The sequence below is a fragment of the Bacillus sp. EU52 genome, from assembly GCF_037964975.1.
In the GTDB taxonomy this organism is placed as follows: Bacteria; Bacillota; Bacilli; order Bacillales; family Bacillaceae; genus Bacillus; species Bacillus subtilis.
This window is the reverse complement of sequence record NZ_CP150177.1, coordinates 1027015-1051344: the sequence shown is the minus strand read 5'-3', so window position 1 is coordinate 1051344 and position 24330 is coordinate 1027015. Positions and strand designations below refer to the sequence as shown.

The window sequence follows — 24330 nt, the reverse complement described above, 5'->3', positions numbered from 1 at the left end:
TTATTTTTTCACATATCTCTTAATTTTGAAATAATAGTCAGGTTAGGTCAAAGCTCACCTGTTTTTAGATAATTCTGGTGATTATCATAATGTCATTGAATATTCTTTATTTTCGAAATATAATTTACTATAGACGAATTGATTTCTTATCTATTATAATTTGATCTAATAGTGAGATTAAATATATGTCTATTCATGATATATGTTGATACTTTGTTTTTTGGGAGGTAATCTATGAAAAGAATTAAGTTTGGATTAGCCACACAAATATTCGTTGGACTTATTCTAGGTGTCATTGTTGGCGTCATTTGGTATGGCAACCCAGCATTGCCTACTTACCTGCAGCCAATCGGGGATCTCTTTTTACGCTTAATCAAAATGATAGTGATTCCTATTGTTGTCTCCAGCTTAATCATCGGTGTAGCCGGTGCAGGAAATGGAAAGCAAGTCGGTAAATTAGGCTTCAGAACGATTCTGTACTTCGAGATCATCACGACTTTTGCCATTATTCTCGGACTAGCCCTTGCAAACATCTTCCATCCGGGTACAGGAGTTAATATACACGAAGCTCAAAAATCGGACATCAGTCAATATGTTGAAACTGAAAAAGAACAAAGTAATAAATCAGTGGCGGAAACGTTCCTCCATATTGTGCCGACAAACTTCTTCCAGTCATTGGTCGAAGGGGATCTTCTAGCCATCATCTGCTTTACAGTACTATTTGCATTGGGTATTTCCGCGATCGGTGAAAGAGGCAAGCCTGTATTAGCCTTTTTTGAAGGTGTATCCCATGCCATGTTCCACGTTGTAAACCTTGTGATGAAAGTGGCGCCATTCGGCGTTTTCGCTCTTATCGGAGTGACTGTGTCTAAATTCGGACTCGGTTCTCTTATCTCTCTCGGAAAGCTCGTCGGATTGGTTTATGTCGCGCTTGCTTTCTTCTTAATTGTTATTTTCGGGATTGTCGCAAAAATTGCCGGCATCAGCATCTTCAAGTTCCTTGCTTACATGAAGGACGAAATCTTACTGGCGTTCAGTACGTCCAGCTCTGAAACGGTTCTTCCGCGCATCATGGAAAAAATGGAGAAAATCGGATGTCCAAAAGGCATTGTTTCATTTGTCATTCCGATCGGTTACACGTTTAACTTAGACGGTTCCGTTCTCTATCAATCGATTGCCGCACTCTTTTTAGCACAGGTATATGGCATTGATTTGACGATTTGGCACCAAATTACGCTTGTGCTCGTCTTAATGGTGACATCCAAAGGGATGGCTGCCGTACCTGGTACTTCTTTTGTTGTCTTGCTTGCAACGCTTGGCACCATCGGCGTTCCGGCTGAAGGACTTGCCTTTATTGCCGGCGTAGACCGCATCATGGATATGGCACGTACAGTTGTCAACCTGACTGGTAACGCGCTTGCTGCCGTTGTGATGTCTAAATGGGAAGGCATGTTTAATCCTGCGAAAGCAGAAACTGTTATGTCCCAATCGAAAACAGAACAAAACGCAACCATTTCTGGTTAATGAAAAGCCTGCGGGGGTCTTGCCCCGCAGGCTTTTTTAATCTTTAACAAGCACAAACAGTTCTGTAATCAAAACAGTATCCTCATTCAGCTCCAGTTCACCGCTTTTGATCAGTTCCGCCCATGCCATCCGATGATCCTCTTGAAACTCCTCAATTCGGTCTCCATTGCCCTCTCCTTTGACTAACCTCATATCAGGCGCACCAAAGGTGGTTTCAAAGACATCTGTCACTTTTATATTGCATCTTGGATTGTCATGTTTATCATAAACGGTAACAAGCTGACCCGCTGTTTGATAAACGTCCCTCAATTCATCTTTTGAATACAATGATTTCGGCGCGCACGTGGCGGTTTTTTCTCCGGCAAGGATCTGCTGAATCAGCTGTTCTCCCAACCCGTCATCACCTTCCCAACCGAATGTGCTTTTCAGCTTATAAATCTTCATTGGTCCCCCCCTTATACCATTGGTGACTGTACATAGTAATACAGAAGCTTAGCGGTATGGCGAAGAGATGATTTATGGGTGCGTTCAAATGCATGGGAAGCGTCAATTCCCGGCCCTATGAGGCCATGCACAATATCATGCCCGGATTTGATCGCTGCTGACGCATCAGACCCGTAGTACGGATATATATCAAGCTTATAGTCGATATGATGCTTCTCGGCTAATTGAACTAAATGCTTTCTGAGCTGATAATGATACGGCCCGCTCGCATCCTTCACACAGATTGATACTGAATATTCATCAGTCGCCTGCCCGTCACCGATAGCCCCCATATCAACCGCCAAATATTCAACTGTTTCTGGAGGAATATTCGAATTCCCGCCGTATCCGATTTCTTCATTATTGGAAATAAGAAAATGGGTTGTATACGGCAGCTCAATGTCTTCCGTTTGAATTTGATGAATTAAGCGGAGCAATAAGGCGACGCTTGCTTTGTCATCCAAATGGCGCGATTTAATAAATCCGCTTGATGTGATCTCGACACGTGGATCAAACGACACAAAATCTCCGACACCAATGCCAAGCTCCTCCGTATCTTTTCGGCAGTGAACAGGTTCATCTAGGCGGATCTCCATATTCTCTTGATTCCGCTCAGCCTTTCCCGCGTCTTTGTATACGTGCACAGACGTTTGATGCATTAAAATGGTGCCTGTGTACGTTTTTCCCGAGGCGGTTTCAATTTGGCAATACTCTCCCTCAATCGAGTTGTAGCGAAACCCGCCGATTAAGTCGATTTTCAGCCGGCCGTCCGCTTTAATCTCCTTCACCATAGCGCCGAGGGTGTCAACGTGCGCTGTCAGCATGCGATGCCGGGATGTGTCGCGTCCTGGAAGCGTTGCAATTAAGCCGCCCTTGTGGTTCCGAACCGTTTCTACCTTCCATTCTTTTAAAAGGCTTTCAATATAATTGATCACCTCATATGTATTTCCTGTCGGGCTTGGGATCGATACAAGTTCTTTAATGAGCTCCATCGTTTTACGTACGGACGTCATAGGGCATTCCTCCTTTTATTTTCTACTTAAAATATACTCTTTTCCCGAGGGACCCGTCCAATCTTTTCCTATCAATCTCTCATATGCTGTAGAGAGCATGGGAAGAGGAGGGATTTCTATGTGCTGTCGTCATTCACATGAACAGAAATGTCGTTGTCACGATTGGTTCGATGATTTTTGGTTCTTTGACGAGTGGTTCGATAAAGATTTCCACGACCATTGCAAGAAAAAGAAAGAATGCCATGACCCTTGCGAGAAGAAGAAAAAGAAACACCATTGTTTCTCTTGTAAAAAACACAGACATTCTTGCTGTCATTGTAAAGACTGAATCAGAAATATTCTGATGACCCATGCTTAATGAATATTTCCATTCACATTTTTCCAAGCGGGCATTGCTGCTGCTTGGACCTTTTATTGAAACACCCTTTTTGCTTTTACAATCCAATAAACTGATAAAGCCGCTATAAGAGCAACAATGATTTCAACAGCTGCAGCATGCTCTATGATTCCTCTCTGATATAAAACCGCCGGTACATTAAACAGTGCATGTAAAAGAATAGAATACAACAAAAACAGCGGCCGACGGCTTTTAACAGCGTACAAAACAAGCAGAGACAGACCAATCTGGACGGCAATGGCACTGATTCTTTCTATTCCGCCCAGCATCCATTCATACGAAGGAGTATGCAGCAGCTGCTCCTGTATCGGCAAAAGCGCCTGTTTGACGTCGCCATTGACCAAAAGCTGTTCAAACGTCCCGCTATTGATTGCAAATGCATATACAATAAGTGAGATAGAGGACAAGCCTGTAATCAAGATGGCTTCAAGCCCGCCATGGCCTGCCCCGAAAGCCAGACCATCTGCCCAAGTATGATGGCGCTTCATAAAAAATCGCATCATCATATACCTTCCGCACTCCTCAAAAATGCCGGCCATCAAGCAGCCGTAAATGCCATACCATAATGAATGCTGCATCGCTTCTTTCGTCATTTCATTCACTTGCAGTACATAAACATGAACGCCGCCTTCCAGCAGCTGAGCGAAGACAAAAAACGTGAGAGCGCCAATAAAAAACACTTTAAGCGAGGCGCCATACTTTCGCTTAAACCATACAATCAGCCCGATTGGCAACAGAAACGCAATAGCCCCGGATAATGCCAAAAAGACTACTGTTTCTTGACTGACCATTTTTCAGCCTCCTTTTTCTTTTTCATAGATTCCCTATTCTACACTTCTCTTTTTTTGTAAAAAAACCTTCTTTTTAGTACCAGATGCTAATATCTAGTGTTATAATCTGACCATAAGGAGTGATTCATATGTCAAAAGCAAAAATTACAGCTATCGGCACCTATGCGCCGAGCAGACGTTTAACCAATGCAGATTTAGAAAAGATCGTTGATACCTCTGATGAATGGATCGTTCAGCGCACAGGAATGAGAGAACGCCGGATTGCGGATGAACATCAATTTACCTCTGATTTATGCATCGAAGCGGTGAAGAATCTCAAGAGCCGTTATAAAGGAACACTTGATGATGTCGATATGATCCTCGTTGCCACAACCACATCCGATTACGCCTTTCCGAGTACGGCATGCCGCGTACAGGAATATTTCGGCTGGGAAAGCACCGGCGCGCTGGATATTAATGCGACATGCGCCGGGCTGACTTACGGCCTCCATTTGGCAAATGGATTGATCACATCTGGCCTTCATCAAAAAATTCTCGTGATCGCCGGAGAGACGTTATCAAAGGTAACGGATTATACCGATCGAACGACATGCGTTCTGTTCGGCGATGCCGCTGGTGCGCTGTTAGTGGAACGAGATGAAGAGACGCCGGGATTTCTTGCGTCTGTACAAGGAACAAGCGGGAACGGCGGCGATATTTTGTATCGTGCCGGACTGCGAAATGAAATAAACGGTGTGCAGCTTGTCGGTTCTGGAAAAATGGTGCAAAACGGACGCGAGGTATATAAATGGGCCGCAAGAACCGTCCCTGGCGAATTTGAACGGCTTTTACATAAAGCAGGACTCAGCTCTGATCATCTCGATTGGTTTGTTCCTCACAGCGCCAACTTGCGCATGATCGAGTCAATTTGTGAAAAAACACCGTTCCCGATTGAAAAAACGCTCACTAGTGTTGAGCACTACGGAAACACGTCTTCGGTTTCAATTGTTTTAGCGCTTGATCTCGCAGTGAAAGCCGGGAAGCTGAAAAAAGATCAAATTGTTTTGCTTTTCGGGTTTGGCGGCGGATTAACCTATACAGGATTGCTTATTAAATGGGGAATGTAACAAAAAAAGAACTTGTTTCCAAGGAAACAAGTTCTTTTTCTTTATGAAGCCGGCTGTTCTTCTGATGTTTCTTCCTTCCGGCTTAACATTGTAAAGTAAGTAATGCTTAGTGCAATCATGACGAGGGCAATGCCGATTAAGACGCCGGCCATCTGCCACATGTAGCCAAAGTCACCGTTTGAAATGACTGCTCTGAATCCGTTAATGCTGTAGGTCATCGGCAATGCGCCGTGGATGACCTGATAGAAATTCGGAAGCAATTCAAGCGGGAAGGTTCCTCCGCTCGCTCCCAGCTGTAGCACTAAAATAATGACTGCGATAAATCGCCCCGGGTTGCCCATCGTGGTAGCCAAAAATTGAATCATCGCCAGGAAAGCGAGACTCGTAATGATCGTAAACACGTAAAATCTCCACGTGCTCTCTACCTCGAGACCAATTCCCAATAGAAGAACCGTCGACACAATCAATGATTGAATGATCCCTACAAGCATCATGACATTGAATTTGCTGAAGAACCACTCAAAACCGTTTCTCGGACGTCCTGACGCTTCCTTCAGCGGGAAGACAACCGTCAGCATGATGCCGCCGACATATAAGCCCATTGACAGGATATAAGGTGTCAGCCCTGTACCGTAGTTAGGAACGGAATGAATGGCATCATCTTTGGTTTTTACCGGATCCGCAAACATGCCATATGTTTGATCATCAGCATCGATATCTCCTGTTTGGTCTGCCGCATCCTTCAGCTTACTAGACAGCTCTCCTGTGCCGTCCAATAGCTTGCCTAAACCTGTATCAAGTGATGCAGATCCGTCTGCAAGTTTTGATGATCCGCTTTGGACCTGTTTAGACCCGTCTAACAGCTTAAACAATCCGCCGGATACTTGGCTGCTTCCTGTCACCAATTGCTCTGAGCCCGCTTTTGCCTTTGCGAACTGCTTATTATATTCACCGATGCCGGCTGTCAGTTTAGTTTGGCCATCTGTCACCTGCTGTGACGCATTGTATAATTTCTCAGATCCAGCAGTTAATTTGTCAATCGCGTCTTGAGTGGCTTTTGCGCCGTTATAAAGTTTAGAGGTAGCTTCCGGCAATGCCTTCACCTGGGCAACCTCCGCTTTCACATCTTCCAATGAGCTTTTTATCGTTGCGATGTCAGGCAGCTGATCAGCTGTAGGTAGCTGGCTTAATATTTGATCAAAATCAGGCGCATCAACTTGCGGAAGCTTTTTCTCAACAGAATTAATCAGCTGGCTTTTTTGCTCCGCTGTTAAGAAGTCACTCGAATTGATGAGATTTTTAAATGCCTGATCACGGTTTTTCAAACTGTTTTCAAAGTCAGTCAGCTGTTTTTTAAATTCCTTCATCGCTGTTTCTGACTTTTCCAGATTGTTCACAGCTGTTTCAAGCTGTGTTAAATCGAGCGCATTTATGAGTTTTTCCGCTTTTGCTGCTTTTTCCGACTCTTCTTGCGCTTTACTGTTGAGCTGATCCAGCCCGTTTGTCAGATTAGGCAAGCCCTGCTGCACCTTTTGAAGGCCGGCATTCAGTTCATTTAGCTTGCCCGTTATCTTGTCTGATCCTGCTGCAAGCTGACCAGATTTATCATAAATCTGGTTGCTGCTGTCTTGGAATTTACCGAGCGAGCTGTCAAGCGATTGGATGCCGCTCGTCACCTGAGCCGCTCCATCTGCAAGCTGCGCTGTTTTGTCACTGATGGTAGCGGTGCTTTCCTTCAGCTTCGCCAGATTTTCTTTCAGCTGGGCGCTTCCGTTTTTCGCATCCTTTGTGCCGTCATCAATTTTTTTCGCGCCGCTGCTCGCATCGCTCAACCCTTTTGCAATATCTTTAAAGTTATCAAAAATAACTTTCGTATATTGCTCTGTCACTTCTTTAGAAACAGAGGCTTTCAGTTTATCAATCGCTTTTTCGCCGATCGTTGCCCCTACATAGTTGGAACCGGCATTTGTATGGTATTTCAGATCCAATTTTTTCGGATTTTTGTCTAATACAGTGCTGGCATTCTTAGAAAAATCCTCAGGAATCTCGACAACTAAATAATATTTTTGATTCAATAAGTCCTTTAACGATTGGTCGAGATCATTGGAAAAATGCCAATCAAAGTTGTTATTATCCTTTAATTCTTTGACCAGATCATCACCGATTTGAAGTTTTTCTCCTTCATACGTTGCTCCCTTGTCTTGGTTGACGACAACGACAGGCAGCTGGTCAACTGTGCCATACGGGTCCCAATAAGCCTTTAAGAATACGCCGCTGTAAATAAGCGGGACAAACAAAATGGCAATGATGGGAATCAATAATTTTTTACTTGTTACGATGTCTTTCCACTGACTTCGTATTGTGTTCATCCTGATGCCTCCATTCTAAAACTGACTCATCATGAAAAATGGTCATTTTCTTGCAAAGAGAAAGGATTATCTAGTTTGCTGACAATCCTTTGACAACATACAATTCAAGCAGTCCCGCAATTGTCTCTTTATCAAGCGGGGGGTGTTGTTTTTCCCAGTCAAAAATGAGCGCGATATAAAGCTTCAGCATCACAAAGGCTGTCAGTTCAGGGTCGCACGGCTTGATTGCGCCGCTTTTGATCCCCTCTTCAATCTTACTTTTGATATAAGACAGTATGGCTCGCTCCATTTTCTGGATCACTTCCTGAACAGCCATTGTACCAATCTCGGCATTCTCTTGGAAAATTTTAATCGTCAGCTGATGTGTTTTCCTGAACTCCAGAATGGCAAACAGCGCTCTGTGCACATTTTCATGGAACGGAAGGTTCGGCTCCATCGCTTCATCCGCTTTTTGCTTCATTTCCTTTAATAAAGTAGTGAAAATCTCGTCAAACAGCTCTTCTTTGTTTTTGAAAAAAGTATAAATGGTTCCCTTCCCCACGTTCGCAAGTTTTGCGACAAGATCCATTGTCGTCGCTTTATACCCGAACTGCGTGAAAGACTTTGTAGCCGCCTCCAAAATGAGCTTTTTTCGATCTATTGACATTGTATTCACCTCGAAACTGACCGTTTGAACATTTTAGTCATTAAGTACATATGCAAATGTATCATAACCTGCTGTTCAATTCAATCATTTTTTTACACAATATTGCCATTGCACATCAAAAAAACCTCCGCGATAAAGCGGAGGTTTTAGCTGAATAAATAGGTAAGCGCGTCAGACACGGCAGCTTTTCCTTGATCAATGCAGTCGGGAATGCCGACACCTTCGAAAGAAGCGCCTGTCATATAAACACCTGGATATGCAGATGCAAGTGCTTCACGCAGCTCCTTGATACGCTGCTTATGGCCGACATGGTACTGCGGCATGCTTTCATGCCATCGGGTGACACATGTCATTTCCGGCTCGCCGTTTATGTTCATGACTTTCTTTAAGTCTTCTAACACAATGTTGATAATGTCATTATCTGATAGATCGACAATGGATTCGTCTCCGGCTTTTCCAACATATGCCCGAAGCAGCGTTTTGCCTTCCGGCGCTGCGTGCGGCCATTTTTTATTCGTCCACGTACAGGCTGTGATCGCAAAGTCACTGTTTCTTGAAATGACAAAACCCGTGCCCTCATGCTCCATTTGGACGGAGCCTTCAGGGAAACCTAAAGCGACGTTTGCCACGGATGTGGAGTGCATATTTTTCAAATGAGAAATGGCAGGAAGCTCAGAAAGCATTCCCGCAGCCGCTTTATGCGGAGCAGTCACAATTACTGAATCAGCATCAAGTGTGACGCCGTTATCCAGTTCGAGCGAATAGCAAGAGCCGCTATGGCTGAGTTTGATCACTTTTGTGCCTTTATACACCTTCGTCAGCTTTAACTGCTTTTCGATCTCTTCTACAAGGGTCTGCAAACCGGTTGACAGAGTCTGGAACTGCCCTTGTTTTTTTGCCGTCAGCTGCTGGCCTGAGCCTTGAGGCCTTGTTTTTTTCATGCCGATAATTAGGCTTCTATGCTTTTGTTCCGTCTGGTAAAATTGCGGGAATGTCGACATCAGGCTGAGCTTGTCAATGTCGCCTGCGTAGATCCCTGATAGAAGCGGCTCGATTAAGTTCTCGACCACTTCATCTCCGACACGTCTGCGGAAGAATTCTCCCAATGACTGATCATCCTTTGTTTTGCTTGCAGGCAGGATGAAATCCATAGCAGCTCTCGCCTTCCCGGACAAGGAAAACAGACCCGTAGAAACAAACGGCGCAATTTTTGTCGGTATCCCCATTACAGCGCCCTTCGGCATTGGATGCAGGGTGCGGTTTACAAGCACATAGGATTGTCCGGTCGCATTGTTGACAAGCAAATGCTCAAGACCTAAGTCTTTAACAAGCTGCGGGGCGCTTTTCTTTCGTTCCAGAAATGAGTCTGGCCCTCTTTCGATGATATAGCCGTCTTTCTTGACAGTCTGGATTTTCCCGCCGACTCTCGGACTTGCCTCAACAAGTGTCAGCTCAAGCGGCAGATTCTTTTCTTTGATTTCTTTTTCCATATAGAAGGCGGCGGCTAAACCGGTAATGCCGCCGCCGATGATGACTACATGTTTTTTGCCGTCACTCATGTTCATCGCCTTCTTTAACGTCCTAATTTTTTTAATACGACTGTTGCCAAAGCATCAATAAATTCAGGCTTGGCATTTGGCATTTCCGGCCGGTAATAGCTTGCGCCGATATCGTCAGTCACCACTTTGCATTCATAATCATTATCATAAAGCACTTCTAAGTGATCCGCGACAAATCCAACAGGAACATATACAAATGCTTGATAGCCTTTTTGTTCGAATAAATCACGTGTTAAATCCTGAACATCGGGTCCGAGCCAAGGATCAGGCGTGTTCCCTTCACTTTGCCAGCCGACAGCATATTCGGAAACGCCTGCGCCTTCAGCAATCAATTTCGCCGATTCATGCAGCTGGTCCGGGTACGGGTCTCCAAATTCTTTGATTTTTTCCGGCAGGCTGTGTGCGGATACGATGAGCATTGCGTTTTCTCTTTCATCCTCAGGCATTGACGCATATGTTTCCTTCACTCGGTCAACCCAATATTTCACGAACTTCGGTTCATCGTACCAGCTTTCAACTGACGTAATCGTTAAGCCGCCGAGTTTTTCAGCCTCTTCTTTGGCGCGTTTGTTGTAGGACTGAACGCTGAACGTGGAGAAATGCGGCGCCAGCACGATGCTGACTGCTTCTGTAATGCCATCCTTATGCATATCTGCTACGGCGTCTTCAATAAACGGCTCGATATGCTTCAGTCCGATATACGCTTTAAACGTAATCTCATCCTGAATTTCATTCAAGTGCTGTTCCAGATTATGCGCCTGCTCTTCTGTGATTTGGGCAAGCGGTGAAATGCCGCCAATCGCTTCGTATCTGTCTTTCAAATCTTGAAGCATTTCAGGTTCAGGCTTTCTGCCTCTTCTGATATGTGTATAATAACGTTCAATATCTTCTTCCTTATAAGGCGTGCCGTACGCCATCACGAGAAGCCCCATTTTCTTTCTACTCACTGTTTACACCCTCTTTAATGATCTGATACAAACATTTTGACAGGATATCATTAAGATACCAAAAGATATGCTTAGGAATATTGACCCATTTTTTTGTTTTGTGAATATTCATGGACAAATGCTGTCAGCTTTTTCAAAACCTCGGGACTGACATCAGGAAATACCCCATGGCCAAGATTGAAAATGAAGCCGTCTGACTCCATACCCTGATCAAGTATTTCCTTCGTTTTCTGCTCAATGACTTCCCATGGCGCAAGCAAAATGGACGGGTCCAGGTTGCCCTGCACTGTTTTAGTAATTCCTTTTGATCTGGCTTCAGCAATGCCGAGTCTCCAGTCAAGCCCGACAACATCGAGAGGAAGGTCATGCCAATCACCTGCAAGATGGCTTGCGCCAACGCCAAACATGATCAGCGGCACATTCTCCTTTGCGAGCTCTGAAAAAATCCGGTTCATTACGGGTTTGATGTATGTTCTGTAATCTGCCTGATTCAATGCGCCGACCCACGAATCAAAGATTTGAATCGCTTTTGCGCCTGCCTTAATCTGCGCTTTCACGTACACGATGATCATGTCGGCAAGCTTGGACATCAGCAGATTCCATGCATCCGGCATGCTGTACATGAAGGCTTTTGTTTTATTGTAGTTTTTCGATGGGCCGCCTTCGATCATATAGCTTGCAAGCGTAAAAGGCGCACCTGAGAAACCGATGAGCGGGACGTTCAGCTGCTCATTGACAAGCAGTTTAATCGTCTCAAGCACGTACGGCACGTCCTGTTCCGGATCAATCTGGCCGAGTTTTTCAATGTCCGCCAGAGACCGGATTGGCTGATCAATCACAGGACCGACCCCGTTTTTGATTTCAACATCCACACCGATTGACGGCAGCGGCGTCATGATATCTTTATAAAGGATTGCAGCATCGACTCCGTATTGCTCAACCGGCAGTCTTGTGACATACGCACAAAGTTCGGGCTGATGTGTGATCTCAAACAATCCGTACTTTTCCTTCAGCTTGCGGTATTCCGGCTGTGAGCGCCCTGCTTGCCTCATATACCACACAGGCGTGTGATCCGCTTTTTCTCCCCGCGCAGCTTTTAAAAACGTCTCGTTAAACGTTTCTCGTTTACTCATCTGATTTCCACCTTTCATACGGCAACCATACGTTCGTATTTCTTGACTTATTACACTATACCTTGTTTTAGGCAAATGGTATAGAAATGTAGCTCAAAGTTCAAAAAATCGCCGAATTCCATTAAGAGGAAAACAATTTTGGCTGAACGTAATCGGTTCCTTCCCCTTCTCTTTTTGTCTGTGTATTATAAGGCACAATTTTATAAGACGCGCCCGAAAATAAATTGGCATAAGGAATTTCATAGCTTCCCTTCCCTTCAACCGAATCAAGAAGCGACTCCTCGCCGTCCTTGTTTACATAAATTCTGTATACGGCCCGATCATCCTCTTGAGCGTCCCACTTTAATTCAATAGTAAAGAGCCCCGCTGCTTTAAATGTGTAATCAGCTGTGAGTGTTTTGACCGGCTTCAGCTCAATCGGGCTTTCCAGTTCTTTAACGTTTTTAAGCTTTGTGAACACATGACCGGTTTCTCCTGCCTGTGTCAAAATATCCTTAAACAGCCGCGTCGGGTATGAGCTCCCGGCTTTCAAATAATGGTTTTGATCCGTTTTGTCATAGCCCATCCAGACTGCCCCGGTTATTTTCGGCGTATAGCCTGCAAACCAGGCGTCCTTTGTCGCGCCGGAGACGCCTGTATAAGATGTAGAACCTGTTTTTCCCGCCAGGTCGCCGTGATAGGTGCCGGACGTGGCCGTTCCCTTTTTGACTACCTGCTGCAGCATTCTCGTCATATTCCAAGACGTCTGCTTGTTGAAAACCCGCTTTCCTTCTTCTTTATGATCGGCTATTGTTTCTCCGTCTTCATCTATTATGCTCGAGATAAAGAAGGGTTCAGTATACGTTCCATTCGCGGCAAATGTATGAAACGCGCCGGCAAGCTGGAGCGGCGAAACGCCTTTTTCCAAGCCTCCTAGAGCGAGAGCAAGGCCTTCATCAGGGATATCAATGCCGTTTGCTTTCAAATAAGATTTTCCTGTTTCGACGCCGATCTCATTCAGCGTCCAGACTGCCGGCGCGTTTTTGCTGTACGTAATGGCGTCAGACATAGTGACTTCGCCCTCATACCGGCTGTCGTAGTTTTTCGGCGTATAATCTCCGTAGGACTGCAACTCATCCTTCAATAGGGAATATGGCTTAAATTTCTTTTCCTGCATCGCCGGTCCGTATACAGCAAGCGGCTTAAATGTGGAACCCGGCTGGCGGACAGCTGTGACACGGTTATATCCTTTGGATGTGTAATCCCTTCCGCCGATGGCCGCTTCTACACCGCCTGTCTTGTTATTAATAAAGACCGCGCTTCCCTCGGCATTCTGATCTGTTCCGGGATAGTAGCTTCCCTCTTTCATCACCTGGTAAGCCGTCTTCTGCAGCTTCGAATCGAGCGGCACCTTGATCGTGTATCCGCCTTGAAGAAGCTGCTCTCCGGAAATGGAATACTTGTCTTCCGCCTCTTTGATCACAAGGTCAATGTAGCTGTCAAACCAAGGTGTTTCCGACTGTTTCTTCACGTGCAGTCCAAGCGTTCGGCCCTGTGCGGTGACAGCCTCTTTCGCACTGATATAGCCTTGGTCATTCATCATACCTAGAATTGTATCACGCCGCTCCTTATTTTTATCAGGATGCAAAATTGGAGAGTACGTAGAAGGCGCCTTCGGAATAGCGGCCAAAACAGCGCCTTCAGATACAGTCAAATCTTTTACTTCTTTATTAAAATAATAGTGGGACGCCGCTTGTATGCCGTAAACCCCATGTCCGAAGTAAAGCTGATTTAAATACATTTCAAGCAGCTTGTCCTTGCTGTAATCCCGTTCAAGATTGATCGCAATGATCACTTCTTTTGTTTTTCTTAGAAACGTTTTGTCATGTGTCAGAAAAATATTTTTGGCAAGCTGCTGGGTGATCGTGCTTCCGCCTTCCACCTTTCCGCCTGCTAATATATCGCGATACACTGCCCTTCCGACAGATTTTGCATCAATGCCGTGATGCTCATAGAACCTTTTATCCTCAACAGCGATAAACGCTTCTCTGACCTGCTTTGGAATCTCATTGATCGAGACCGGCTCACGATTTTCTGTATACAGGCTTGCAACCTCATCTCCGTTTTGATCAACAATTTTTGAAGAAGCATGAAGTATCAGCTTCTTTTCATCTATGACATAATGGCCGAGAAAAATAATTGAAATATATCCTATTAAAGCGAGAAAAGCAGTTAACACTAAAATAATGATAGGTATAAAAAGTTTCTTTTTCTTTATCTTAAACATGAACTCACCTCGCCTTTCTAAAGGTAGTATGGGAAAAATTGTTTGGAATTATGTTCGAAGCACTCGCCAATAGAAACTTATACCATTGTTTTGATATACTAGCAAGCAGGAGGTGGCTGATATGAAGGTTTATATTACATATGGGACAGCCGATTTTTTAAAAACGATCGTAGAGAAGCATCCCTCAGAAAATATCCTTTTGATGCAGGGGCAGGAAAACGCCATTTTAATTCATGAAACAAACGGAGATACCGTTTTCCATGCACCACACGCTTATGAAGTCATTGACCAAGTCGGAGAGATCAAACATCCCGGTTTTGCAGTATTGAACAATATTGCCGTCACTCAGGAAGGGCGTCCGCTGTTTGAAAACAGATTTAAAAACAGAGCGGGAAAAGTCGAAAACGAGCCTGGCTTTGAAGCAATTCGAGTGCTCCGTCCGATCGACAGTGACACCTATGTCATTCTGACCTTGTGGGAAACGGAAAGCGCCTTTCAAGACTGGCAGCAGTCCGGTTCTTACAAAGAAGCCCACAAAAAACGCGATACATCTGCCGGAATTGACACAACGTCGATCTTCTCCCGGCCTTCCTATGTCACCACATATTTCGCTGTCGAATAGCTGCCGGCATGTCCGGCAGCTTATTTTATTGGGAGGAAAGCAAAATGAAGCATACTTGCCCAGTCTGCGGGTTTAAGGGATTGGCTGAACCGCCATATGATCATGAAGGCAATCATTCTCATGAAATCTGCCCGTGCTGCGGTTTTCAGTTCGGATTTGATGATTACAAGATGCAGCACGAGGATGATTCATATTTAGAGCCATCGGAAAGCATCATCGCCTATAGAAAAAACTGGCTTGCTGAAGGGTGCGTCATTTTTTCTCCTGAATGCTTCCCAAAACATCTGCAAAAAGCGAATAGAGTATTAAGGCATCATCTGATTGAGCAGCTGAAACAGATCAATGTTCATCTTCCATCATAACCCTCCCCTCTGTCCCGGCACCTTCCGCCCGCCTATGAATAATCTGTAAGCGGAAGGAGTGATCGATGATGGAAGTCGGGATTTTGTCTGTCCATGTTCTGTATGTGTTTTTTATTGGTGCAATTATCCTATTTATGCTGCTGAGAAAAGACACGACATTTATTTCTCTATTCGGCATTTTTATCATATCGCTATGGGCCAGCCATTCACTTTCAGCTTCTGTCAGCAGTTTATTCCACAGCTTTATCTATGCGGCCGGCGAACTGCTGCCCACGATTTTCATCATTTGCTTTATCGTTTCAATGAGTGATTTGTTAACAAAAACAGGGATAAATGAAGCGATGATTTCTCCCTTTGCAAGCCTTGTGAGAGGGCCTGTGACTGCCTATTGGCTGATTGGAGGCCTGATGTTCGCCATTTCTCTCTTCTTCTGGCCTTCTCCGGGTGTCGCTTTGATCGGCGCCGTCCTGCTCCCCGCAGCCGCACGTGCCGGTTTGACGCCTCTTGCCGCGGCCATGGCCATGAACTTATTCGGACACGGTTTTGCCCTCTCAGGAGACTTTGTCATTCAGGCGGCGCCAAAGCTGACTGCAGATGCAGCAGGCATTCCAGTCGGTGATGTCGTCTCGGCCAGCATTCCGCTTGTGCTGATTATGGGTGTGACTACAACAACCGCTGCCTTTATCATGATTCAGCGCGAACGCAAAAAAAAGGAGCATCCCGCTTCTTTTCCCCCCGTTCTTTCCGGCGAACAAGACAACTCGCTGTACTTGCCAAAACGCCTGCGGTCCATACTGGCTTTTTTGATTCCGCTTGCCTTTCTTGCAGATATCGCCTGCATGCTCTTGTTTAACCTACAAGGAAATGATGCAACCGCGTTAATTGGCGGGTCTGCAATTTGTATCCTCTTTACCGTTCATTTTTTCGTGTATAAGCATAAAGGGCTTGAAAAAATCACCGGCTATTTTATTGACGGATTTAAGTTCGGTTTTAAGGTTTTCGGCCCCGTCATCCCGATTGCCGCTTTCTTTTATCTTGGCGACTCAGGCTATGAAAGCATACTGGGCACTTCACTCCCTAAAGGTTCCCACGGCATTGTCAACGATCTTGGCATTGCTTTATCCCATATGATGCCTATGTCAAAGGAGATTGCCGCCGCTGCATTAACTGCCGCTGGAGCCATAACAGGCCTTGACGGCTCAGGATTTTCTGGCATTTCTCTCGCCGGCTCCATCGCAAAGCTCTTTTCGTCCGCTCTCCATGCCGATCCCGCCGTTCTGACCGCGCTCGGACAAATCTCTGCCATCTGGGTGGGCGGAGGAACACTGGTCCCATGGGCGTTGATTCCCGCCGCGGCCATTTGCAAAGTTGATCCTTTTGAGCTTGCCAGAAAAAACTTCATTCCCGTCGCGATTGGCCTTTTGGTGACAACTCTCGCAGCTGTGATGATGCTTTAAAACAGCATGAGTTGAAATATTCAGACTTTTTCTATACAATCATGGAAAAGCATAGAAAAGGGGGAAGCGGCTTTGTCCATATCCACACTGCAGAAAGAGATAAACAAACAGCTCGACGGCTGTTTTGAAGAAATGGTTGAGATCAGGCGCCATTTTCATATGTATCCTGAGCTCTCATTTCAAGAAGAAAAAACCGCCGCATTTATTGCTTCCTATTATGAATCGTTAGGAGTCCCAATCCGCACAAACGTTGGCGGCAAAGGGGTTTTAGCATATATAGAAGGAAGCGAACCCGGCCCTACAGTCGCTTTGAGGGCCGACTTTGACGCTCTCCCCATTCAAGATGAAAAAGATGTCCCTTACGCCTCCAAAGTGCCTGGTGTCATGCATGCATGCGGCCACGACGGCCACACCGCAGCTCTTCTCGCAGTGGCCAAAGTCCTTCACCAAAACAGACATGAACTGAAGGGAACATTTGTGATGATCCACCAGCATGCAGAAGAATATTATCCGGGAGGCGCAAAGCCAATGATTGATGACGGCTGTCTCGAAAACGCGGATGTGATATTCGGCACTCATCTTTGGGCAACTGAGCCGCTCGGAACTATTCTTTGCCGCCCCGGCGCCGTCATGGCGGCGGCGGACCGATTTACGATTAAAGTTTTCGGAAAGGGCGGCCACGGCGCTCATCCGCATGATACAAAAGACGCCGTCCTGATCGGTTCGCAAATCGTTTCCTCTTTGCAGCACATTGTCAGCCGCAAAGTCAATCCGATTCAATCCGCCGTCATTTCGACAGGCTCCTTCATCGCCGACAATCCGTTTAATGTCATCGCAGACCAAGCAGTACTCATCGGCACAGCGCGTTCTTTTGATGAAAATGTCCGGGACATTCTGGAGAAAGAAATTGAAGCGGTTGTAAAAGGAATATGCAGCATGCACGGCGCGTCCTATGAGTACACCTATGAACAGGGTTATCCAGCGGTTGTGAACCATCCTGCAGAAACGAACCACTTGGTGAGCACCGCAAAGAATACCGAGGGCGTTCAGCAGGTCATTGACGGTGAACCGCAAATGGGCGGCGAGGATTTTGCTTATTACCTACAAAACGTGAAAGGCACTTTTTTCTTTACAGGTGCCGCTCCCGAACAGCCAGACCGAGTTTATTCCCACCACCATCCGAAATTTGATATCAACGAAAAAGCCATGCTGACAGCGGCCAAGGTCCTTGCCGGCGCTGCGATCACCTATCATCAGCTATAAAAAAACAGCCGGAGTGTTTATTCTCCGGCTGTTTCCTTTAATATCCTCAGATGAAAAACATGTCTTGCCGTTTCTCCAAGCTGAGCAAGCAGCTTATAATTGGCAATTCCGCCGACTGCCGCTCCTACGCCCGGCAAAAGCTGAAAAAGCTTCACGACGTCGATATAATCGCGATATTCCTGCTGGAACATTCTCCAGTCGATGCTCTTTTTCTCCGTCTCCCAATTTTCGATGACAGAAAAAAGCGATTTACGGCCATCGTCACTCGAAAATGCAAGCTGAAACACGAGCAGCAAAAACATCCTTTCTTGTGCATCCTTCACATCAAAGCCGTAAATGGAAGACAAGGTAAATAAACACTTCATCTTAATTGAAAGCAGCAGCGGAAAATCAGCAATGCCTAAAAAAATGCCGCCCGCTCCGGTGCCGACTCCCTCAGCAGCTGCCACTTTCTGATAAGAAACAATCGTTTTTTTCGCCAATTCGTTTTTTTCACTGAGCGACAGTGCACTTGTATCCTTTTTATAAGTAATGATATTGGAGCCGGCCATTGTCGCTTCTACCATTTTTTTCACACTCTCGGTGACGACCGTATGGATTTTTTCAGGAATCCGTTCATTCACCTTCGTCTGGACACGCTTCGAAAAGCGTTCAAACATGGAATCCTTTCGCAAAAAATGCATTTTCCATTCCAAAGCTTCCTGCATCAGCAGCTGATTATCTGTCATTTGATTACCTCTTTTCAGTTCACAGCTTTCCGTGCTTTTTCAGCCTGGTTGTCATATAAGCAGGCAAAACAACAAAAATCAGAACGGCAGAACCGATCAGCGCGTACAGAAAACCGGTCAAGCCGGCTGCATAGGCAGATGCAACAGACATCAGCAGCGCTTGAATACTAAGTGCAGTTTTTAATAGAGAGAAATAGCTTTTCAGCTTTGTTTCTTTTTTCACAGGGTACAGCTCTTGAAGCGCCAGATGGTCAAAGTGGCCGAAGAGCGGCAGAAGCTGAATGCCCGTAATGAAAATGGCAAACACAGTCAAAACCGCTGCAATCAGCGGGCTGGCTGAGACATACATAATGATCAGCGCGAAAACGATCGTTAATCTGACAAGAATGCCCAAATAATCGCTCGAACGCAAAAAGGCGCGGGTGAACATATAGGCAAATGTTTTGCGCTGTTCAAACGGCACAAGCCGCAGCAAAAAGTCGAGATAAGCTCTGCGTTTGGCTTGCTTTCGCAAATGCGGCACATCAGTAAACAGGTTGGCAATCCGATAGAAACGCTGCTTTCGTCTCAATTCGGACTCAATATGGCTCTCCCATTTAAATGTTTTCCGTTTTGCTGCGGAAGACATATACAGATAAAGAACAGCCATAATGACATAGACGAGAAGCGCATACATATAAACAGATTGGAAAACAAAATAAAGAACGAGTGTATTCGCCGCAAAGCGAATGATGACGTCCATCCGTTTCATGCTGCGGTCGTTTTGGAAAGTCGTTCGCCATTCCATTACCTGATTCCACGCTTTCAGCAGCAACAGTTGGACAAAGACCGCGGCATACGATACGAGCGAAGCTCCCGGAGTGACTGCGAAATAAAGCGGCATCGCAACGATGCTCAGCGCAATCAGCGGAAACAGCTGAGACACATAGCTGTAGACAAACGCCTGCTTCAAGTAAGGCTCCATTTTTGCTTCAAGAGGCAATAAGAAAACAAGGTCAGCCTCCTTCAAAAGCGTTCGCACATAAGAGCTTGTCAACACGAGCGAAAACAGCACGGCCATCACCCAAAAGGACGGAAAGTGAGCGGGAATGTCCCGTATCCATTTGCTGTACCAGCTTGCAGCGCCCGCTAGAAAAAAAATCAAAACAATGACGAGGTGATCATTGAGCATATATTTCATGTATGTTCTTGTTTCTTTGATATGCTCCTGCAGCCGCGACTGCCAAATATCAAGCATATTATTCATGGCCAGCGTCTTCCTTTGTAAGCTCAAGATACAAATCGTCCAGCGCCGCGTCCTTCATTCCAAACTGCTCTCTGAGCTCTGACAGCGTGCCGCGCGCCCGCACCTCGCCGTTATGTAAAATTATAAACGAATCGCAATAGCGTTCTGCCGTTGCCAAAATGTGTGTTGACATCAGCACGCTCGCCCCGCCTTTTTTCGCTTCATTCATCCGTTCAAGCAGCGCGTTAATGGCAAGCGGATCAAGCCCTAGAAAAGGCTCATCAATAATGTAGAGCGCAGGCTCTGCCAAAAATGCGCACATAATCATAACCTTCTGCTTCATTCCTTTAGAAAAATGGGCCGGGAACCACTTCAGCCTCTTTTCCATTCGGAATTCCTTTAGTAGCGGAGGCAGCCTTTTCTCCATCGTTTCTTTTGACAGTCCATATGCCATGGCTGTTAGTTCAAGATGCTCCATCAGCGTCAATTCTTCGTATAAAACAGGTGTTTCAGGTATATAGGTAAATTGTGAACGGTAGCCTTCCGGATCCTCAGCAAACGTTTTACCGTTTAATGCGATTGAACCTTTATGCGGGTCCATCAGCCCGATGATGTGTCTGATTGTTGTACTTTTGCCAGCACCATTCAGCCCGATTAATCCGACAATTTGATTCGGTTCAAGGGTGAATGATACGTTTTTTAAAACCGGATTCCTTGTATATCCGCCGGTCAAGTCTTTTACCGATAGCAGAGACATAGTTTCTCCCCTTATAGTGTTTTTCTTCATAGTACCAAAAACAAGGCCTGATTTGAAACAATTCCCTTTTAACAAATGATGAATTTGCTGTCATAAAGAGACAGGGTTCTGGACATCATAATAGTTGTAGAGGAAAAGCATATCAACTGAAAAATGAGGTGTTTGTCAAAGACGTCTTAGAAACAGTTGGATAGAAAATAAACATGTCCAATGCTCAAACCATTTCTCTTCACTGAATTGATGAATTCTTCATGTATGAAGCAAATTGTCAAATGAGGTGTTTATCGCAGGAATCGTTAGGCATTAAACAAGTCTTCATTTTATTGACAAATGAGGTGCTTACCAAAGGCATAACACATTTTCTTCATATAAGCTCTTCCTCTGCATTCAGGGTGAACGCTCGCCGTTCATCCTGTTTTCTATTTTCTGCATTTCTGTGGTACGATTAGTGTATACATACTAAACAATTTCATAAGGAGGAACCCTCATGCATTGTGCAGAAAATTGTATCTTTTGTAAAATTATCGCCGGCGACATTCCATCCGCGAAGGTGTATGAAGATGAACATGTACTTGCCTTTCTTGATATCAGCCAAGTGACAAAAGGCCATACGCTTGTCATTCCGAAAACACATATTGAGAATGTATATGAATTTACAGATGAATTAGCAAAACAATATTTCCATGCTGTTCCGAAAATCGCCCGCGCTATCCGGGATGAATTTGAACCGATCGGCTTAAATACGCTGAACAATAACGGCGAAAAAGCTGGACAATCTGTGTTCCACTACCATATGCATATTATCCCTCGCTACGGAAAAGGAGATGGATTCGGAGCGGTTTGGAAAACGCATGCTGATGATTATAAACCGGAGGATCTGCAGAACATCTCTTCCTCTATCGCAAAACGCCTGGCCTCATCATAAGATGAGGTTATTTTATTTTGTGAACATTTCGCAAACATCCGTCAATTTCTTTTGATAATTCTAATTTTTTATCAAAAAACTGAATTTTTGTGATAGGATAATTGTATTATTTTATACATTAACGTGGAAAACAGGGAGAGATCATAATGGAACGTACAACGAATTTTAACGCAGGTCCTGCAGCGCTTCCACTGGAAGTTCTGCAAAAAGCACAGAAAGAATTTATTGATTTTAACGAATCCGGCATGTCTGTTATGGAGCTTTCCCACCGCAGCAAAGAGTATGAAGCGGTGCACCAAAAAGCGAAAAGCCTCTTAATCGAACTGATGGGCATTCCGGAAGATTACGATATCTTGTTTCTTCAAGGCGGGGCAAGCCTTCAATTCTCAATGCTTCCGATGAACTTTTTAACACCTGAAAAAACCGCACATTTTGTCATGACAGGCGCTTGGTCTGAAAAAGCACTGGCAGAAACGAAATTGTTCGGGAACACGTCTATCACCGCTACAAGTGAAACAGACAATTACAGCTATATTCCTGAGGTTGACCTTACGGATGTAAAAGACGGCGCATATTTACATATCACATCCAACAATACAATTTTCGGCACTCAGTGGCAGGAGTTTCCGAATTCTCCAATTCCGCTCGTAGCCGACATGTCCAGCGATATTTTAAGCAGAAAAATCGATGTGTCTAAATTTGACGTGATCTACGGAGGCGCCCAAAAGAACCTCGGCCCTTCCGGCGTGACTGTAGTCATCATGAAAAAAAACTGGCTGAAAAATGAAAATGCGAACGTCCCAAAAATCCTGAAATATTCCACGCATGTCAAAGCGGACTCACTCTACAACACTCCGCCGACTTTTGCGATTTATATGCTGAGCCTTGTTCTGGAATGGCTCAAGGAAAACGGCGGTGTGGAAGCTGTTGAACAGCGCAATGAACAAAAAGCGCAGGTTCTCTACAACTGTATTGATGAAAGCAACGGCTTCTATAAAGGACATGCCAGAAAGGACAGCCGCTCACGCATGAATGTCACCTTCACGCTTCGGGATGACGAATTAACGAAAACATTCGTCCAGAAAGCAAAAGATGCGAAGATGATCGGCCTTGGCGGACACCGTTCGGTGGGAGGCTGCCGCGCTTCTATTTATAACGCGGTCTCTCTCGAAGACTGTGAAAAATTAGCTGCGTTCATGAAGAAATTCCAGCAGGAAAATGAGTAAAAAGTCTGGCTATGCAAACCGTCCGTTTGGTATACTGTTTGCATAACACATTCTGTAAAGCCTTCGCAATAAATGATGAGCATATTATTGGAGGGCAAAAAGCTTAGCAGAGGAGAGCATAGTTATGAAAACAAAAGAGTTAGTCATTATGGCTCTGTTTGCCGCAATCGGCGCAGCGCTTCATTCCATTATTCCGCCCTTTTTAGGCGGCATGAAACCAGATATGATGCTGATCATGATGTTCATGGGCATTCTGCTGTTCCCGCGGGTGCAAAATGTACTCGTCATCGGGATCGTGACCGGAATCATTTCCGCGCTTACAACCGCGTTTCCAGCTGGACAGATCCCTAACATCATTGATAAACCGGTATCAGCGTTTCTGTTCTTCTCCCTGTTTCTTTTGTTCAGAAAGAGCCGAAAAACAGGTGCAGCCGCTGTGCTGACAGTGATCGGGACCATCTTATCAGGAATTGTGTTTCTATCGTCAGCTTTATTGATCGTCGGTTTACCGGGCGGTTTCGCCGCATTGTTCGCGGCTGTTGTTCTGCCGGCCGCTGTGCTGAATACAATCTCAATGATCATTATTTATCCGATTGTGCAAACCATTTTAAGGCGTTCAAGCTTTATGGAAGCTGCTAAATAATTGTCACACAAAACCTCTTCCGCTTCCGGGAGAGGTTTTTTGAACAGAGCGTCCGCAGCATGTCAGCATGTTTTAAGCGAGGAGTTTTGTGAAAAAGATAAGACATAGTGTAAAGGCGGTTCCGGTTGAACAAACAAGCGCTTTCTGCCGGATGACTTTCTTGGGCGGATAAGAAGCAGCCTGGCTGAGAAGTCTGATATAGTAAACAGCGCCTGAAGCGAAGGCAAGGGTGATGCAAGATAACACAATCAAAAAGACAGACAACCTTCTCCCTCCTTTTCACTTAAAAAATATGCTAAAATAAAGCAAGCTATGTATAGAAGTTCAGGCTTTCAACAAAAATGAAAAATGCTGAATGAATCCTATTTTGAAGAAAAAGACGGGGTGATTGTAATGGCGAGCGGACGTTCTCTACTAACAGGACTATTCGTAGGCGGCATCATCGGAGGAGCAGCGGTTCTTCTTACTGCACCTTCCTCAGGAAAGCAGCTGCGTGAAAAAATGAAAACCAACTATGATTCTTTTGAAGAAACAATCAAACGCTTAAAGTCAGACGGGCTTGCATTAAAAGACCAGCTGATCAAAGCGGCAAAAGAAAGCACGGATGTTATTAAAGACGTGGGCGGCGAGCTCCAAACGTCAATTAAAAAATGGCAGGAAGAGATCAAGCCTCACCAGCAGGATCTGCAAAAAGAAATTGCCGATATCGAAGAGAAAATCAGACAGCTGGAGAAAACCTTACAAAACTAATATCCTATTCAAAAGAAAAAAATGCGGGCCAAAATTGGACCCGTATTTTTTTTGGTCGAAAAACCCTTTCGTCGCAATGGTTTGTGAATTTATTAAAAAATTCTTACATTTTCATCTTTATTAATCTTTATTTTATTG

General features: G+C 45.0%; 23 protein-coding genes and 1 pseudogene. 10 read left to right on the top strand and 14 right to left on the bottom strand.

Annotation, left to right across the window (positions count from 1 at the left end; genetic code table 11):
- The first annotated feature begins 234 nt into the window (after positions 1-234).
- Positions 235-1524, top strand: a complete 1290-nt coding sequence (gene gltT, locus NSU05_RS05430) for a glutamate/proton symporter GltT (protein WP_003245579.1) — start codon at positions 235-237, stop codon at positions 1522-1524.
- Positions 1525-1560: 36 nt separating this feature from the next.
- Here gltT and NSU05_RS05425 read toward each other — a convergent pair whose 3' ends face one another.
- The 4 genes from NSU05_RS05425 to NSU05_RS05410 form a co-directional block, all read right to left on the bottom strand.
- Complete coding sequence (locus NSU05_RS05425) at positions 1561-1968, bottom strand: ASCH domain-containing protein (RefSeq protein WP_003233192.1); 408 nt, start codon at positions 1966-1968, stop codon at positions 1561-1563.
- 11 nt (positions 1969-1979) lie between these two features.
- Positions 1980-3020: a M42 family metallopeptidase gene (locus NSU05_RS05420; RefSeq protein ID WP_038428732.1), complete on the bottom strand. Its 1041-nt coding sequence runs from the start codon at positions 3018-3020 to the stop codon at positions 1980-1982.
- 133 nt (positions 3021-3153) lie between these two features.
- Complete coding sequence (locus NSU05_RS05415) at positions 3154-3372, bottom strand: hypothetical protein (RefSeq protein ID WP_170948348.1); 219 nt, start codon at positions 3370-3372, stop codon at positions 3154-3156.
- Positions 3373-3431: 59 nt separating this feature from the next.
- Entirely contained in the window at positions 3432-4208 is a 777-nt protein-coding gene (locus NSU05_RS05410) for a YhfC family intramembrane metalloprotease (RefSeq protein ID WP_038428730.1), read from the bottom strand.
- Positions 4209-4336: 128 nt separating this feature from the next.
- Here NSU05_RS05410 and fabHB point away from each other — a divergent pair, with 128 nt between their 5' ends.
- A complete protein-coding gene (fabHB, locus tag NSU05_RS05405) occupies positions 4337-5314 on the top strand; it encodes a beta-ketoacyl-ACP synthase III FabHB (RefSeq protein ID WP_038428729.1) in 978 nt (325 codons plus the stop codon).
- Between the two features lie 41 nt (positions 5315-5355).
- Here the strand turns inward: fabHB and NSU05_RS05400 are convergent, their stop codons facing one another.
- The 6 genes from NSU05_RS05400 to NSU05_RS05375 form a co-directional block, all read right to left on the bottom strand.
- On the bottom strand, positions 5356-7683 hold the full coding sequence (locus NSU05_RS05400; RefSeq protein WP_038428727.1) for a YhgE/Pip domain-containing protein: 2328 nt from the start codon (positions 7681-7683) through the stop codon (positions 5356-5358).
- Between the two features lie 70 nt (positions 7684-7753).
- Positions 7754-8329 carry a TetR/AcrR family transcriptional regulator gene (locus NSU05_RS05395; protein ID WP_038428726.1) on the bottom strand — a complete coding sequence of 192 codons (576 nt, stop codon included), beginning with the start codon at positions 8327-8329 and terminating at the stop codon, positions 7754-7756.
- Between the two features lie 146 nt (positions 8330-8475).
- Complete coding sequence (hemY, locus tag NSU05_RS05390) at positions 8476-9888, bottom strand: protoporphyrinogen oxidase (protein ID WP_038428725.1); 1413 nt, start codon at positions 9886-9888, stop codon at positions 8476-8478.
- A gap of 14 nt (positions 9889-9902) precedes the next feature.
- Positions 9903-10835, bottom strand: a complete 933-nt coding sequence (gene hemH, locus NSU05_RS05385; RefSeq protein WP_339204535.1) for a ferrochelatase — start codon at positions 10833-10835, stop codon at positions 9903-9905.
- A gap of 71 nt (positions 10836-10906) precedes the next feature.
- Positions 10907-11968 (bottom strand): uroporphyrinogen decarboxylase, encoded by a 1062-nt coding sequence (gene hemE, locus NSU05_RS05380; protein WP_038428723.1) that lies wholly within the window; start codon positions 11966-11968, stop codon positions 10907-10909.
- 121 nt (positions 11969-12089) lie between these two features.
- The gene (locus NSU05_RS05375) at positions 12090-14234 is read right to left on the bottom strand and encodes a transglycosylase domain-containing protein (protein ID WP_038428721.1); all 2145 of its coding nucleotides are present in this window, start codon (positions 14232-14234) and stop codon (positions 12090-12092) included.
- A 121-nt stretch (positions 14235-14355) separates the two neighbouring features.
- Here NSU05_RS05375 and hmoB point away from each other — a divergent pair, with 121 nt between their 5' ends.
- The 4 genes and pseudogenes from hmoB (at position 14356) to sndC (ending at position 17938) form a co-directional block, all read left to right on the top strand.
- Positions 14356-14856 carry a heme-degrading oxygenase HmoB gene (gene hmoB, locus NSU05_RS05370; protein WP_038428720.1) on the top strand — a complete coding sequence of 167 codons (501 nt, stop codon included), beginning with the start codon at positions 14356-14358 and terminating at the stop codon, positions 14854-14856.
- A 44-nt stretch (positions 14857-14900) separates the two neighbouring features.
- A pseudogene (locus tag NSU05_RS05365) lies at positions 14901-15218 on the top strand (hypothetical protein).
- Between the two features lie 65 nt (positions 15219-15283).
- Positions 15284-16675 (top strand): hypothetical protein, encoded by a 1392-nt coding sequence (locus tag NSU05_RS05360; RefSeq protein ID WP_082200937.1) that lies wholly within the window; start codon positions 15284-15286, stop codon positions 16673-16675.
- Positions 16676-16747: 72 nt separating this feature from the next.
- Complete coding sequence (sndC, locus tag NSU05_RS05355) at positions 16748-17938, top strand: N-acetyl amino acid acetylase SndC (protein WP_038428715.1); 1191 nt, start codon at positions 16748-16750, stop codon at positions 17936-17938.
- Positions 17939-17955: 17 nt separating this feature from the next.
- Here sndC and NSU05_RS05350 read toward each other — a convergent pair whose 3' ends face one another.
- The 3 genes from NSU05_RS05350 to ecsA are packed head-to-tail and all read right to left on the bottom strand — an operon-like array spanning position 17956 to position 20648.
- Positions 17956-18666 (bottom strand): EcsC family protein, encoded by a 711-nt coding sequence (locus NSU05_RS05350; protein WP_038428713.1) that lies wholly within the window; start codon positions 18664-18666, stop codon positions 17956-17958.
- Positions 18667-18685: 19 nt separating this feature from the next.
- Positions 18686-19912, bottom strand: a complete 1227-nt coding sequence (gene ecsB / locus NSU05_RS05345; protein WP_017695369.1) for an ABC transporter permease EcsB — start codon at positions 19910-19912, stop codon at positions 18686-18688.
- A complete protein-coding gene (gene ecsA / locus NSU05_RS05340) occupies positions 19905-20648 on the bottom strand; it encodes an ABC transporter ATP-binding protein EcsA (protein ID WP_038428711.1) in 744 nt (247 codons plus the stop codon). The genes ecsB and ecsA overlap by 8 nt, the downstream gene beginning before the upstream one ends.
- Before the next feature lie 487 nt (positions 20649-21135).
- Between ecsA and NSU05_RS05335 the strand changes: the two genes are divergently transcribed.
- The 3 genes from NSU05_RS05335 to trpP all read left to right on the top strand — a co-directional run bounded on the left by NSU05_RS05335 (position 21136) and on the right by trpP (position 23442).
- A complete protein-coding gene (locus tag NSU05_RS05335; protein ID WP_003233231.1) occupies positions 21136-21573 on the top strand; it encodes an HIT family protein in 438 nt (145 codons plus the stop codon).
- 146 nt (positions 21574-21719) lie between these two features.
- The gene (gene serC, locus NSU05_RS05330) at positions 21720-22799 is read left to right on the top strand and encodes a 3-phosphoserine/phosphohydroxythreonine transaminase (protein WP_038428710.1); all 1080 of its coding nucleotides are present in this window, start codon (positions 21720-21722) and stop codon (positions 22797-22799) included.
- A 124-nt stretch (positions 22800-22923) separates the two neighbouring features.
- Positions 22924-23442 (top strand): tryptophan transporter TrpP, encoded by a 519-nt coding sequence (trpP, locus tag NSU05_RS05325; protein ID WP_003233236.1) that lies wholly within the window; start codon positions 22924-22926, stop codon positions 23440-23442.
- Between the two features lie 72 nt (positions 23443-23514).
- Here the strand turns inward: trpP and NSU05_RS05320 are convergent, their stop codons facing one another.
- Positions 23515-23706 (bottom strand): hypothetical protein, encoded by a 192-nt coding sequence (locus NSU05_RS05320; protein WP_014476318.1) that lies wholly within the window; start codon positions 23704-23706, stop codon positions 23515-23517.
- A gap of 129 nt (positions 23707-23835) precedes the next feature.
- Here NSU05_RS05320 and NSU05_RS05315 point away from each other — a divergent pair, with 129 nt between their 5' ends.
- Complete coding sequence (locus NSU05_RS05315) at positions 23836-24192, top strand: YtxH domain-containing protein (protein ID WP_003245875.1); 357 nt, start codon at positions 23836-23838, stop codon at positions 24190-24192.
- Positions 24193-24330: the final 138 nt, after the last annotated feature.

What these genes read in the sequence shown, in the direction of transcription:
- gltT (WP_003245579.1), top strand. Translation starts at nt 235, where the DNA reads ATGAAAAGAATTAAGTTTGGATTAGCCACACAAATATTCGTTGGACTT.
- NSU05_RS05425 (WP_003233192.1), bottom strand. Translation starts at nt 1,968, where the DNA reads ATGAAGATTTATAAGCTGAAAAGCACATTCGGTTGGGAAGGTGATGAC.
- NSU05_RS05420 (WP_038428732.1), bottom strand. Translation starts at nt 3,020, where the DNA reads ATGACGTCCGTACGTAAAACGATGGAGCTCATTAAAGAACTTGTATCG.
- NSU05_RS05415 (WP_170948348.1), bottom strand. Translation starts at nt 3,372, where the DNA reads ATGGGTCATCAGAATATTTCTGATTCAGTCTTTACAATGACAGCAAGA.
- NSU05_RS05410 (WP_038428730.1), bottom strand. Translation starts at nt 4,208, where the DNA reads ATGGTCAGTCAAGAAACAGTAGTCTTTTTGGCATTATCCGGGGCTATT.
- fabHB (WP_038428729.1), top strand. Translation starts at nt 4,337, where the DNA reads ATGTCAAAAGCAAAAATTACAGCTATCGGCACCTATGCGCCGAGCAGA.
- NSU05_RS05400 (WP_038428727.1), bottom strand. Translation starts at nt 7,683, where the DNA reads ATGAACACAATACGAAGTCAGTGGAAAGACATCGTAACAAGTAAAAAA.
- NSU05_RS05395 (WP_038428726.1), bottom strand. Translation starts at nt 8,329, where the DNA reads ATGTCAATAGATCGAAAAAAGCTCATTTTGGAGGCGGCTACAAAGTCT.
- hemY (WP_038428725.1), bottom strand. Translation starts at nt 9,888, where the DNA reads ATGAGTGACGGCAAAAAACATGTAGTCATCATCGGCGGCGGCATTACC.
- hemE (WP_038428723.1), bottom strand. Translation starts at nt 11,968, where the DNA reads ATGAGTAAACGAGAAACGTTTAACGAGACGTTTTTAAAAGCTGCGCGG.
- NSU05_RS05375 (WP_038428721.1), bottom strand. Translation starts at nt 14,234, where the DNA reads ATGTTTAAGATAAAGAAAAAGAAACTTTTTATACCTATCATTATTTTA.
- hmoB (WP_038428720.1), top strand. Translation starts at nt 14,356, where the DNA reads ATGAAGGTTTATATTACATATGGGACAGCCGATTTTTTAAAAACGATC.
- NSU05_RS05360 (WP_082200937.1), top strand. Translation starts at nt 15,284, where the DNA reads ATGATGGAAGTCGGGATTTTGTCTGTCCATGTTCTGTATGTGTTTTTT.
- NSU05_RS05350 (WP_038428713.1), bottom strand. Translation starts at nt 18,666, where the DNA reads ATGACAGATAATCAGCTGCTGATGCAGGAAGCTTTGGAATGGAAAATG.
- ecsB (WP_017695369.1), bottom strand. Translation starts at nt 19,912, where the DNA reads ATGAATAATATGCTTGATATTTGGCAGTCGCGGCTGCAGGAGCATATC.
- ecsA (WP_038428711.1), bottom strand. Translation starts at nt 20,648, where the DNA reads ATGTCTCTGCTATCGGTAAAAGACTTGACCGGCGGATATACAAGGAAT.
- NSU05_RS05335 (WP_003233231.1), top strand. Translation starts at nt 21,136, where the DNA reads ATGCATTGTGCAGAAAATTGTATCTTTTGTAAAATTATCGCCGGCGAC.
- serC (WP_038428710.1), top strand. Translation starts at nt 21,720, where the DNA reads ATGGAACGTACAACGAATTTTAACGCAGGTCCTGCAGCGCTTCCACTG.
- trpP (WP_003233236.1), top strand. Translation starts at nt 22,924, where the DNA reads ATGAAAACAAAAGAGTTAGTCATTATGGCTCTGTTTGCCGCAATCGGC.
- NSU05_RS05315 (WP_003245875.1), top strand. Translation starts at nt 23,836, where the DNA reads ATGGCGAGCGGACGTTCTCTACTAACAGGACTATTCGTAGGCGGCATC.